Raw genomic sequence first — 12,333 nt, forward strand, 5'->3', positions numbered from 1 at the left:
CGATTCCTGGCGGCGCGATCGCCTAGCATCGCATGGCCAATGTATCAGGCTTTCGCTGAACCGACACCGGCCGGATGCCCGCACGACAGCGTGGTCATGCTCAAGCGATCAGCACGCGCGGCTCGAGGCGGCCGTTTACCGGGATGTCGAGCAGAAATGTCATGCCGCCCTGGAGGTCCAGCAGGCGCTGCTTCTCACTCTTGCCCGACCAGGCGGAGGTGACCGCCAGCCGGTCGGCATTCCGGCCGACAAAGGCCGGGCAGGACGGCTGCGTCACCGGCATCGCGACCGTACGGACGAGCTTGCCGTCGGGCGCGTAGGCCTCGATGACGCTGCCGCCCCAGCAGGCGTTCCACAATATGCCGTCACGGTCGAACACCGAGCCGTCGATATAGCCTTTGGCCGAGCGGTGATCGACGAAGACCTTTGGTTCGCCAACCGGCAGCCCGGTTGCCGGATCGCAGCCGACGCGCATCAAAAGGCCGGTGCTGGTGTCGGTGTAATGGGCGACCGTGCCATCCTCGGAAAAACAGATCGAGTTCGACACCGTGATGCCGGAATAGAGTTGCCGCAACTCGCCCTTGAAAAACCAGTAGATCGAGCCGGCGCCCTTCTCCTCGCCCTTGCCCATCGTGCCGACCCAGAAGGCGCCGCACGGGTGGACGCGGGAATCGTTCGAGCGGGTGACAGCATTATCGGCCTCGATCGGCGTATGCAGCGTCAGCTTGCCGGTCGCGACATCGCGGACAAAGAGGCCGGTCTCGGTGGCGATCAACTGGCGCTGCCCGTCGATGATGGCGATGGCGCTCGCCATCTGGCCAAGGTCGTGGGCGGTGGTCGCGCCACCGGACAAGCTTTTTTCCAGAAGCTGGCCGTTGACGATGTCGAACCAGTAGAGCGTATCGGTGGCCGGGTCGTAGCTCGGCCCCTCGCCGAGCTGGCAGACATGATCGGAAAAGACGGAAACGATGATCTCGGTCATGGCGCTGCTCCAAACGCCGCATCCCAGGCCGTAACGGCGGTCCGCGCCCGTGTCGCCACCTCATCGACGCTCATGCCAGGCTTGAACAGGCTGGAGCCGAGGCCGAAGACGCTGACGCCGACTGCCTTGTAGCCGACAAAGTCCTTGTCCGAGACACCGCCGACCGCGCCGACCAGCGTCCTGGCGGGCAAGACCGCGCGCATCGCCGCGATGCCGGCGGCGCCAAGCACGCTGGCCGGAAAGAATTTCAGCGCCGAGGCACCGAGCCGGATGGCCTGGAACGCCTCGGTGGGCGTGAACACGCCGGGCATCGTCACCATGCCGTACTTCATCGCGCGGGCCATCACTTTGGCATCGATGTTGGGGCTGACCAGCAGCCGCCCGCCAGCCTTGTGCAGGCCATCGACATCGCCTGATGTCAGTACCGTGCCGGCGCCGACCAGCGCCGTCCCGGGAAGCGCCTTGACGATGCTGGCGATGGAGACAAACGGCTCAGGCGAATTGAGCGGCACTTCGATGGCTTCGATGCCGGCCTCGAAAACCGCCTGACCGACGGCCACCGCCTCGTCCGGCCTGAGGCCGCGCAGGATGGCGACGAGGCCGCGCCCAAGCTTCGGAAAAGGTGCGGTCTCGGTCATGCGGCAACTCCACTTGCGGCGATCATGCCATTTTCGCGCGCCGCCTCGACCAGGCCGGCGCGCACTGCCTCGTCGGCATCGACGGTCCTGAGGCCGAACCCGGCGAGGGCGAGCGCTTCGGCATAGAGCGCGCCGAGCCCGCCGGATGCGATCAGCACGATTGGCTCGGCGCTCTTCCCATAGCGGCGGCTGGCCGAGGCGATCTCGCCGCCGATCAGCAGACCGGACAGGCAAGCGGCGGCATCGTCGGCTTTCAGGTCCTGCAGCAGGCCGGCGGCGCGGATGGCAAACAGTCTCGATGTGACATCGCCGCCTTCGGCCAGCGCGCGCTCGCACCAGCGCCGGAAGAACGGATTGTCCGAAGTGACCGGTCCGGGCTGCTCGCCCAGCGAATGGCGCAGGATCGAATGCGCCGCCAGCACCGAATAAAGCTCGCCGGTCGGCCAGGTGCCGAAACCGGCGACCGAACCGTCCTCGACGACGACCCATTTCGAATGGGTGCCCGGCATGCAGACGAGATGGCGGCCCTTTGCCGGCAAACCGGCGCCGGCAAGCTGCGTTTCCTCGCCGCGCATCACGTCGGGTGTATCGGCATGACGCTGGGCGAGGCCGGGCACGATGCGGATGTCGCGGCGCTGGCCGGGAATGCGGGCCGCCTCCGCCAGGATGGCGCCGATCGGGGCCGGCACGGTGACGTAAGGCGCCTCCAGCCAGCCCTGGCGCGAGCCGGCCATGCCGCAGATGATGACGGGCAGCGACGCCGGGGCGCCCATGGCGGCGAGGTGGCCTTCGAGCACGGTCGAAAAGCTCTTTTCGCGCGCGGTGATCAGCCCGTCGTCGCCACGGCGTTCGGCAAGCACCGTGCCGGCACTGTCAAGCAGCCAGGCCCTGAGACGGGTGGTGCCCCAGTCGACCGCCGCGACCGCCGGCGCGTTGCTCGCAGTCCCTGGCCTCACAGGTAACCCCCGTCGACGATCAGCGTCTGCGCCGTCAGCATGCGCGAGGCATCCGAGGCCAGGAACAGCACCGTGCCGACGAGGTCGTCGGCCTGCATGACGTCCTTGATGCATTGTTTGGCGACATGGGCAGCGATCCGCTCTTCGGTGACCCACAGCTCTCTCTGCCGTTCGGTGATCACCCAGCCCGGCGCAACGGCGTTGACGCGGATGCGGTCGGCGCCGAGATTGCCGGCAAGGCCCTTGGTCAGGCCGACAATGCCGGCCTTGGCAGCGGTATAGGCCGGCATGTCGGGGAAATTCATCAGAAACGACGTCGAGGTGAAGTTGATGATCGATCCGCCGCCAGCCCGCTTCATGCCCGGCACCACCGCCTGTGCGGTGAAGAAATGCGGGCGCAGATTGATCGCCTGGTTGTTGTCCCAGAATTCCACGGTGACGTCTTCCACGGCATGGCGATCGTCAAGCGCGGCATTGTTGACCAGCACGGTGACATCGCCATGCGCCTCAACCGCCATGGCGACAGAGGCGCGCAGCGCCTCGATGTCGCGCAGATCGGCCTTGAGATAGAGCGGCCGCCGGCCGAGCTCTTTTTCGATGCGGTCGGCCAGTGCCAGGCTCGGACGCTCGGCGATGTCGATGAAGGCGACCTTCGCGCCCTGGCGGGCAAAACCTTCGGTCAAGGCGGCGCCGATGCCGGAACCACCGCCGGTGATCAACACCGAAGCCCCTTCAAGGTCAACAAAACGCGCCGATGGCATCATTTTTCTCTCCCGATCCAGGCCCTGTCCGGCCGGCGCGCATCCTATCCAGCCAGGTCGAGGGAGCAAGGGCGAAAAAGCAGATTCGCTGGCTTGTCTTTATGCAACGCAAAACCGCTGCGCACCCTCGGGTCAAGCCCGTGGGCATGCTTTTGCGCGACATGCATCAAGTCTGGCAGGACCGTCGCGCCGCGCCGCCCGGTCGTCAGGCCACTGTTGCGCGCATGCCGCTGCGGAACGTATCCCTGATATAGGCGAGCGTGGCGTCGGCATCGGCCGGCCGGCCGAACAGGAACCCCTGCCCGCCGGCGCAGCCCAACTGGATAAGACGCTGGGCCTGCGCCTCCTCCTCGATACCTTCGGCGACCACATCCATGCCGAGCCCTTCGCACATGGCCAGGATTGCCCGGATGATGTGTTCCGACGGGCGATCGTCGAGAATGGAGGCGACGAAGGCGCGGTCGATCTTTAGCTTGTCGAAATGGAATTCGCGCAGCCGCCCGAGCGAGGACTGGCCGGTGCCGAAATCGTCAAGCGAGACACGGATGCCGACGCGGCGCAGGTCCTCGACGGTCTTCTCGGCGGACGCCGGATCGTTCATCAGGCCGGTTTCGGTGATCTCGATCTCCAGCCGGCGCGGATCGAAGCCGGTGCGGTCGAGGATCGACAATATATGCAGGCCGGTGTTCTGGTCGACGAGCTGCGACGGCGACAGGTTGAAGGACAGGAACAGGTCTTTCGGCCAGGTTCTGGCCGCCTCGGCGGCCTTGTGCAACACAAGCTGCGACAGGGGACCGATGATGCCGCGTTCCTCGGCGATCGGGATGAAAACCGTGGGCGAGACCGGACCCAGATCGCGATCGGTCCAGCGCGCCAGCGTCTCGAAGCCGACGGCGCGGCGGGTCCTGAGATCGACGATGGGCTGGAAATGCGGCTCGACCTCGCCGGCCGAAACCGCGCGGCGCAGCGCCTGCTCGATGCGGGTGACGCGCTTGGCCGCCTCTTCCATTTCCCGGCTGTAGACGACGACCCGCCCGCGGCCCGAACGCTTGGCATGGTAGAGCGCCGTCTCGGCCTTGCTGACCAGGATTTCGGTGGTCTCGTCGCCCGAATAAAACAGCGAGCAGCCGACCGAGGCCGAAAGCCTGGCGGTGCGTTCGCCGACATCGTAGGGCGCCGAGAGGATCTCGATCAGCATGCGCGATCTTGCGGCGACCGCCTCTTCGCTGAACACCATCGGATAGAGAAAGGCGTATTCGTCGGCGCCGATGCGGCAGACGGTGGAGTAGCTGTCCATCGAAGCGCGCAGCCGCATTGCCACCTGGACCAGTATATCGTCGCCGGCCTTGTGCCCGAACAGGTCGTTGATCGGCTTGAAGCCGTCGAGATCGAGGATGCCGACGGCGAACGGCGCCGGATCGTCGGCGCGGTCGCTGATCAGGCGGTCGACCTTGTCGAAGAAGCGGCGATGATTGCCCAGCCCGGTCAGCGGATCGGTAAAGGCCTGATCCGTGCCGTCCCTGCCTGTCTGCCCGGTGCCAAACGGAGTTTGCATCGGTGTCCCTGTCTTCAAGCCGGAATAAATTCCGACACTGGCGGCAAACACTGGCAGCAAACCGTTTAGGAAACGTATCCCTGCGCCAAGCGAAGCGTGCGTCATAACGGCTCTGGCCAATTGGCAGAAGGCGCCAAGTTCCGTATATCGCTGTCGATGAGCATTGGAGACCTGCCGTGAAGTTGAAAGTCGCCGTCCAGATGGACCACGTCTCCACCGTCTCGATTGCCGGCGACACCTCGTTCGCGCTGTCGCTGGAAGCGCAGCGGCGCGGCCACCAGCTGTTTCACTACACGCCCGACCGGCTGTCGATGCGCGACGGCAAGGTGTTCGCGCGCATCGAGGAGCTGAAAGTCCGCGACGAGAAGGGCAACCATTATTCGCTGGGCGAGAAGGTGCGCACCGACCTGTCTGAGATGGATATCATCCTGCTCAGGCAGGATCCGCCTTTCGACATGAACTACATCACGACGACGCATATCCTCGAGCGCATCCATCCCAGGACATTGGTCGTCAACGACCCGGCCTGGGTGCGCAACAGCCCGGAAAAGATCTTCGTCACCGAATTTCCCGACCTGATGCCGGAAACGCTGATCACCAAGGACCCCCTGGAAGTCACCGCCTTCCGCAAGGAGTTCGGCGACATCATCGTCAAGCCGCTTTACGGCAATGGCGGCGCCGGCATCTTCCATCTGCACGAGGCCGACCGCAACCTTGCCTCGCTGCTCGAAATGTTCGGCCAGATGTTCCGCGAGCCCTATATCGTGCAGCGCTATCTCAAGGACGTGCGCAAGGGCGACAAGCGCATCATCCTGATCGACGGCGAGGCGGTCGGCGCCATCAACCGGGTGCCGGCCGAGCACGATTCCCGCTCCAACATGCATGTCGGCGGCCGCGCCGAGAAGACCGAGCTGACCGAGCGCGAGCGCGAGATCTGCGCCCGCATCGGCCCGTCGCTGAAAGAGCGCGGTTTTATCCTGGTCGGCATCGACGTCATCGGCGACTACATGACCGAGATCAACGTGACCTCGCCGACCGGCCTGCGCGAGGTCCTGCGTTTTGGCGGCGCCGATATCGCTGGGCTGTTCTGGGATTGTGTCGAGGGCAAGCGGAAGTAATTGCTCTTGCGTCGCCGAACGCGACACTCCGTTGTTCCCGTAATGTTCTTGCCTAAGACGGAAATCTGTGGTTGTCTGCGGTGACGCCGTTCGCGGCATGATCGCATGGGCTTCGGGCAAGCCGGTATCCGGGGGCAGATTAGAATGGTGGCGCGGGTTCGCACGGTCGCTTTCCAGGGCATCGAGGCCGTGCCGGTAGACGTCCAGGTGATGATCGCGCCGGGCAAGGTCGGCATGCATATTGTCGGCCTAGCCGACAAGGCGGTGGCCGAAAGCCGCGAGCGGGTGCAGGCGGCGTTGCATGCCTCCGGCCTGTCGATGCCGTCGAAAAAAGTGACGGTCAATCTGGCGCCGGCCGACCTGCCCAAGGAAGGCAGCCACTACGATCTGCCGATCGCGCTTGGGCTGATGGCGGCACTCGGCGCCATTCCGGGCGACATGCTGGCCGGCTATGTCGTGCTTGGCGAATTGTCGCTCGACGGCACCATCGCCGCGGTGGCCGGCGCGCTGCCGGCGGCGATCGGCGCCAATGCCGAGGGCAAGGGCCTGATCTGCCCGTTCGCCTGCGGGCCGGAAGCGGCCTGGGCCGGCAAGGAGTTCGATATATTGGCGCCGCGCAGCCTGATTGCGATCGCCAACCATTTCCGCGGCACGCAGGTGCTGTACAGGCCCGAAGCCGGCATCAAGCTGGCGCCGCGCGACCTGCCCGACCTCTCCGATATCAAGGGCCAGGAGAGCGCCAAGCGGGCGCTCGAGGTGGCTGCGGCCGGCGGGCACAACCTGCTGATGGTCGGCCCGCCAGGCTCGGGCAAATCGATGCTGGCGCAGCGGCTGCCGTCGATCCTGCCGCCGCTGGCGCCGAAGGAGCTTCTGGAAGTGTCGATGATCGCCTCGGTCGCGGGCGAGCTCGGCGAAGGCAAGCTGACCGACCGGCGGCCGTTCCGCGCCCCGCACCATTCGGCCTCGATGGCGGCGATGGTCGGCGGCGGCTTGCGGGTGCGGCCGGGCGAGGCCTCCCTTGCCCATCACGGCGTGCTGTTCCTCGACGAGTTCCCGGAATTCTCGCCGCAGACGCTCGACGCGCTGCGCCAGCCGCTCGAGACCGGCGACTGCATGATCGCGCGCGCCAACCACCGCGTCACCTATCCGGCCCGCATCCAGCTGGTCGCGGCGATGAACCCGTGCCGCTGCGGCATGGCCGGCGAGCCCGGCTATCGCTGCCTGCGCGGCGACCGCTGCCGCACCGATTACCAGGCGCGCATCTCAGGCCCGCTGCTCGACCGCATCGATCTCAGGATCGAGGTGCCGGCGGTCTCGGCCGGCGATCTGATCCGGCCCGACCGGGCGGAGAAAAGCGCCGATGTGGCGTTGCGCGTGGCGCGCGCCCGCACCATCCAGCGCGAGCGTTTCGAACGGCTTGGCGTCACCTCCGCCACCACCAACGCACATTGCTCGCCTTCGGTCATCGAGGAGATCGCCATGCCGGATGCATCCGGCCTGTCGCTGCTCAAGGACGCCAGCGAAAAGCTCGGCTTTTCCGCCCGCGCCTACCACCGTGTGCTGAAAGTGGCGCGCACGCTGGCCGATCTCGACGCCAGCGAGGCGGTCGGACGTATCCATCTGGCCGAAGCGATCTCCTACCGGATGAGCTCGGAGCGGATGGCGCAGGCGGCGTGAGCTCCCTCCCCCTTGAGGGGAGGGGAACCTCAGCCCGCCTGCTCTTTCGCCTTCAGTTCCAACCGCCGCGCGTGCAGCACCGGTTCGGTGTAGCCGTTGGGCTGGACGCGGCCCTTGAACACCAGGTCGCAGGCGGCGAGGAAGGCGATGGAGTTCTCGAAATCCGGCGCCATCGGCCGGTAGAGCGGGTCGTTCTCGTTCTGGCGGTCGACGATGGCCGCCATGCGCTTCATCGTCGCCATCACCTGATCCGAGGTGCAGACGCCGTGGTGCAGCCAGTTGGCGATGTGCTGCGAGGAGATGCGCAGCGTGGCGCGGTCTTCCATCAGGCCGACATCGTGGATATCAGGCACCTTGGAGCAGCCGACGCCCTGGTCGATCCAGCGCACGACATAGCCCAGAATGCCTTGCGCGTTGTTGTCGAGCTCGGCCTGGATGTCGGCCGGCGACCAGTTCGGCCGCACCGCCACCGGCACAGAGAGGATGTCGTCGAGCCTGGCCTTGGGCCGGTTCTTCAGCGCCGCCTGGACGGCCTGCACATCGACCTTGTGATAGTGCGTGGCGTGCAGCGTCGCCGCCGTCGGCGACGGCACCCAGGCGGTGTTGGCGCCGGCCTTGGGGTGGGCGATCTTTTGCTCCAGCATCGCCGCCATCAGGTCCGGCATCGCCCACATGCCCTTGCCGATCTGGGCGTGGCCGGCCAGTCCGCATTCGAGGCCCGTATCGACATTCCAGGCTTCGTAGGCGGCAATCCAGGCGGCCTGCTTCATGTCGCCCTTGCGGATCATCGGGCCGGCTTCCATCGAAGTGTGGATCTCGTCGCCGGTGCGGTCGAGGAAGCCGGTGTTGATGAAGACGACGCGGTCTTTTGCCGTGCGGATCGCCTCCTTGAGGTTGACGGTGGTGCGCCGCTCCTCGTCCATGATGCCCATCTTGATGGTATTGGCGGGCATGCCGAGCAGTGCCTCGACGCGGTCAAAGATCTCGACGGCGAAGGCGACTTCCTCGGGGCCGTGCATCTTGGGCTTCACCACATACATCGAGCCGGCGCGGGAATTGGCGCGCCGCCCGTTCGGCCCGACATCATGCAGCGCGATCAGCGCCGTCATGGCGGCATCCATGATGCCTTCCGGCACCTCGTTGCCGTCGCGGTCCAGGATCGCCGGATTGGTCATGAGGTGGCCGACATTGCGCACCAGCATCAGCGAGCGGCCGGGCAGCGTCAGCGTGGAACCATCGGGCGCGGTGTAGGCGCGGTCGGGATTGAGCTTGCGGGTAAAAGTCTTGCCGGCCTTGGTGATCTCTTCCGCCAGGTCGCCCTTCATCAGGCCGAGCCAGTTGCGGTAGACCACGACCTTATCCTGCGCATCCACCGCCGCGACCGAATCCTCGCAGTCCTGGATGGTGGTCAGCGCCGATTCCAGCACGACATCGGCAATGCCTGCCGGATCGGTGCGGCCGATCTGGTTGGCGCGGTCGATGACGATCTCGATGTGCAACCCGTTCCTGACCAGCAGGACAGCATCGGGGTTGGCGGCGTCGCCGCGATAGCCGGCAAATTGCCTGGGGTCGGCCAGCGTGGTGGCGCCGGCGCCCTCACCCAGCCGCAGCATGCCGTGGGCAATCGAGAGACCGTTCACCCCCGCCCATTTGCCCGAGGTGAGCGGCACCGCCTCGTCGAGGAAATTTTTCGCCCAGGCGATGACTTTCGCGCCCCGCGCGGGATTGAAGCCCTTGCCCTTCTCGGCGCCGCCGGTCTCGGGGATGGCGTCGGTGCCATAGAGCGCGTCATAGAGCGAGCCCCAGCGGGCATTGGCGGCGTTCAGCGCATAGCGCGCATTCATCACCGGCACGACCAGCTGCGGCCCGGCAACGCGGGCGATCTCCGGGTCGACATTGCCGGTGGCGACCGAGAAGGCCGGCCCTTCCGGCACGAGATAGCCGATCTCCCTCAGGAAATTCTTGTAGGCTTCCATGTCGACCGGGGCGCCGTTGTCACGGTACCAGCCGTCGAGCTTTTCCTGCATGGCGTCGCGCTTTTCCAGCAGCGCCCGGTTCTTCGGCGCCAAATCGCTAACGATGGCGGCAAAGCCGGTCCAGAAGGCGTCCGCCTCGATGCCGGTGCCCGGCAGCGCTTCGTGCGCGACAAAGTCGTGCAATTCGCGGGCAATCCGCAATCCAGCGATCTCGATGCGATCGGTCATCAGGGCTTCTCCAGGCGAAGGCTTTGCGCGCCTTTGGCATGTTGGGCTGGCAGGGTCAATTCAGCTTAGGGTGAAGGGGCGGATTTTGGGGGCGGCGCGCCCTTCCCTTCTCCCCTTGTGGGAGAAGGTGTCGCCGAAGGCGACGGATGAGGGGTGCTCCAGAAACCACCATCGTCTCATTCCTTCCAACACCCCTCATCCGTCTCGGCGCTGCGCGCCGATCCACCTTCTCCCACAAGGGGAGAAGGAGAGGCGCTCTCACACCGCGATCCTCGGCCTTCCCGATGCCACCGCCACGACATGCGCCTCGATGAACATGCGCTGTCCCTCGACGGTGGAGACGCGGAACTCGCTGGCGATTTCGATCTCGGCGCTGTCGGTGCCGGCATCCCTGGCCCGCCCGGCGGCGAGCGCGCGCACATCGGCCTCGGCGGCCGCGATCGCCGCAGCCTCGTCGAGAAAATCGCGCACTGTCTCCCCGGACGAAACGCGGAACAGCCCTTCCTTGGGCTGGCTTACGCGGGCCTCGGCCGAAACGCGGACCTGGCCGACGACAGCGCCGAGCGCGTTGGCGACGTCGGTATCCTCCGGCACGACGCAGTCGTTGCCGACCAGCTCGGCCAACCCGGCATAGTGCAGCGGCGCCGAGGCGCCGAGGCCGATGACCGGGCGGTCGAGCGCGACGCTGAGCCGGGCGATGCCGGGGTGAGCATCGACGGCGCGCTGCACCAGCGCATGCGCCACGGTGGCGGCGCCGTCCAGCCCGTCCTCAGCGAAAGCGGTTTCGAGGATATATTCGGCCGACCAGCGCGTCAGCGTCAGCAGCACGCGTTCCGAGATCGCCTCCGGCGTGGCGGCAATGAACTGGCCGCGGCCGTCGCGCTTGCGGGCGAACAGCTCGGCGCCGAGCCGGGCGGTTGCCGCATCCCAGTTGGCCTGCTTGCCCAGCACATGGGCGGCATCCGAAGGGGTAAAGCCTGAAATATGCACCAGGCCGCGCGACACCAGCCGGTTCAAGGTGGCGTTCTGGGCGTTCGAGGTGAGCAGCCTGTCCAGCGCCAGCGGCACGCTGCCGATCGTCTCGTAGAGCCTCGCTTCCGGGGCGGTGAGGCCGGCGGCCAGCCGCTCCGGCACGCCGGTGCGCACGGCGAAGCGGCCATCCATGCGGCCGGGGTTCGGCGCGCGCAGCTGGCGCTCCAATTCCGATGTGACGGCCTCGCCATGCACCATGCCGGCCAGCGCCAGCGGCACCAGGCGGCGCGGGCCGAGCAGGATTTTCGGGTTGAGCGCGCCGTCCTCCAGCGCCACTTCGGAATCGCCGCCCAGCCCGAAGGTGCGCATGGCCACCGCCTCGACCATGGTGCGGAAGCCGCCGACGGTGGCGCCTTCCGGATCGAGCCTGGGGCGGCCCTGATCTAGCACGGCGACGTCGGTGGTGGTGCCGCCGATGTCGGACACCACCGCATTGTCGAGCCCAGTCATGTGGCGGGCGCCGACCAGGCTGGCTGCGGGGCCTGAAAGGATGGTCTCGATCGGCCGCTGGCGGGCAAAGGCGGCCGACACCAGCGCGCCGTCGCCGCGCACCACCATCAGCGGGGCTGCAATCTTGCGGGCGGCCAAAAACCCTTCGGTCGCCGCCACCAGCCGGTCGATCATCGAGATCAGCCGGGCGTTGAGCAGCGTGGTGAGCGCCCGGCGCGGGCCGCCGAGCTTGGCCGACAGTTCGTGGCTGGCGGTGACCGGCAGGCCGGTCTTTTCGCGGATCAATTCGCGAGCCGCGATCTCATGCGCCGGGTTGCGAGTAGCAAAGTAGGCGCAGACGGCAAAGCCGGACACCGAGGCGCCGAGCTCCGGCAGTGCTGCCTCCAGCCCGGCGAGGTCGAGCTTGGCCGCATTGCCGTGGACATCATGGCCGCCGGGGCAGAACACGACCGGGTCGGTGCCGAGTGCCGCCTTCAGCCCGTCGCGGGCAAGATCGCCCTCGGAAAAGCCGATCATCACCAGCGCGACGCGCCCGCCCTGCCCCTCGACCAGCGCGTTGGTGGCGAGCGTCGTCGACATCGACACCAGTTTGATCGCCGCCGGATCGGTGGCGGATTTCTCCAGCACCGCATCGACCGCGCCGGATATGCCGACCGCGAGGTCATGGCGCGTGGTCAGCGCCTTGGCCTTGGCCAGCACCTTGCCCTGGGGACCGCCAGCTTCCGACCACAGCACGGCGTCGGTGTAGGTGCCGCCGGTGTCGATGCCGAGGAACAAAGGCGAGGATTTGGTCTTGGCGGTCATTGGCGGGTCCGGCGAATTTCGTCTCCGCCCCTTAGCCGATACGGAACGGCGGATAAAGCCGCGAGCGCTGGGCCACGATGGAGAGTTAGGAAGGCTCGCCCAATGTTGGAGGGACAGCACCCCCCTCTGTCCTGCCGGACATCTCCCCCGCAAGGG

General features: G+C 66.7%; 9 protein-coding genes. 2 read left to right on the forward strand and 7 right to left on the reverse strand.

Features of this window, described 5'->3' with window-relative positions; translation table 11 throughout:
* Positions 1-100: 100 nt before the first annotated feature.
* The 5 genes from C9427_RS29710 to C9427_RS29730 form a co-directional block, all read right to left on the reverse strand.
* Positions 101-982: an SMP-30/gluconolactonase/LRE family protein gene (locus tag C9427_RS29710; RefSeq protein WP_107652591.1), complete on the reverse strand. Its 882-nt coding sequence runs from the start codon at positions 980-982 to the stop codon at positions 101-103.
* Positions 979-1,620: a 2-dehydro-3-deoxy-6-phosphogalactonate aldolase gene (locus C9427_RS29715; protein WP_107652592.1), complete on the reverse strand. Its 642-nt coding sequence runs from the start codon at positions 1,618-1,620 to the stop codon at positions 979-981. The genes C9427_RS29710 and C9427_RS29715 overlap by 4 nt, the downstream gene beginning before the upstream one ends.
* A complete protein-coding gene (locus tag C9427_RS29720) occupies positions 1,617-2,576 on the reverse strand; it encodes a 2-dehydro-3-deoxygalactonokinase (RefSeq protein ID WP_107652593.1) in 960 nt (319 codons plus the stop codon). Before C9427_RS29720 ends, C9427_RS29715 begins: the two co-directional genes overlap by 4 nt.
* Positions 2,573-3,340: an SDR family NAD(P)-dependent oxidoreductase gene (locus C9427_RS29725; protein ID WP_107652594.1), complete on the reverse strand. Its 768-nt coding sequence runs from the start codon at positions 3,338-3,340 to the stop codon at positions 2,573-2,575. The genes C9427_RS29720 and C9427_RS29725 overlap by 4 nt, the downstream gene beginning before the upstream one ends.
* A 202-nt stretch (positions 3,341-3,542) precedes the next feature.
* Entirely contained in the window at positions 3,543-4,892 is a 1,350-nt protein-coding gene (locus C9427_RS29730; protein WP_107652595.1) for a putative bifunctional diguanylate cyclase/phosphodiesterase, read from the reverse strand.
* 176 nt (positions 4,893-5,068) lie between these two features.
* Between C9427_RS29730 and gshB the strand changes: the two genes are divergently transcribed.
* Together gshB and C9427_RS29740 are read left to right on the forward strand one after the other, a co-directional pair.
* The gene (gshB, locus tag C9427_RS29735; protein WP_107652596.1) at positions 5,069-6,010 is read left to right on the forward strand and encodes a glutathione synthase; all 942 of its coding nucleotides are present in this window, start codon (positions 5,069-5,071) and stop codon (positions 6,008-6,010) included.
* Between the two features lie 144 nt (positions 6,011-6,154).
* Positions 6,155-7,687, forward strand: coding sequence for a YifB family Mg chelatase-like AAA ATPase (locus C9427_RS29740; protein ID WP_107652597.1), 1,533 nt, complete (start codon positions 6,155-6,157; stop codon positions 7,685-7,687).
* A 29-nt stretch (positions 7,688-7,716) separates the two neighbouring features.
* On the opposite strand, the gene C9427_RS29745 is transcribed toward C9427_RS29740, so the two are convergent.
* Positions 7,717-9,891 (reverse strand): malate synthase G, encoded by a 2,175-nt coding sequence (locus tag C9427_RS29745; RefSeq protein WP_107652598.1) that lies wholly within the window; start codon positions 9,889-9,891, stop codon positions 7,717-7,719.
* Positions 9,892-10,149: 258 nt separating this feature from the next.
* Entirely contained in the window at positions 10,150-12,177 is a 2,028-nt protein-coding gene (locus tag C9427_RS29750) for a hydantoinase/oxoprolinase family protein (protein WP_107652599.1), read from the reverse strand.
* Positions 12,178-12,333: the final 156 nt, after the last annotated feature.

Origin of the sequence: Mesorhizobium helmanticense (assembly GCF_003034915.1) — a bacterium.
In the GTDB taxonomy this organism is placed as follows: Bacteria; Pseudomonadota; Alphaproteobacteria; order Rhizobiales; family Rhizobiaceae; genus Mesorhizobium; species Mesorhizobium helmanticense.

Bases quoted from the DNA above. Each gene is read 5' to 3' on its own strand.
- C9427_RS29710 (WP_107652591.1), bottom strand. From the start codon at position 982: ATGACCGAGATCATCGTTTCCGTCTTTTCCGATCATGTCTGCCAGCTC.
- C9427_RS29715 (WP_107652592.1), bottom strand. From the start codon at position 1,620: ATGACCGAGACCGCACCTTTTCCGAAGCTTGGGCGCGGCCTCGTCGCC.
- C9427_RS29725 (WP_107652594.1), bottom strand. From the start codon at position 3,340: ATGATGCCATCGGCGCGTTTTGTTGACCTTGAAGGGGCTTCGGTGTTG.
- C9427_RS29730 (WP_107652595.1), bottom strand. From the start codon at position 4,892: ATGCAAACTCCGTTTGGCACCGGGCAGACAGGCAGGGACGGCACGGAT.
- C9427_RS29740 (WP_107652597.1), top strand. From the start codon at position 6,155: ATGGTGGCGCGGGTTCGCACGGTCGCTTTCCAGGGCATCGAGGCCGTG.
- C9427_RS29745 (WP_107652598.1), bottom strand. From the start codon at position 9,891: ATGACCGATCGCATCGAGATCGCTGGATTGCGGATTGCCCGCGAATTG.
- C9427_RS29750 (WP_107652599.1), bottom strand. From the start codon at position 12,177: ATGACCGCCAAGACCAAATCCTCGCCTTTGTTCCTCGGCATCGACACC.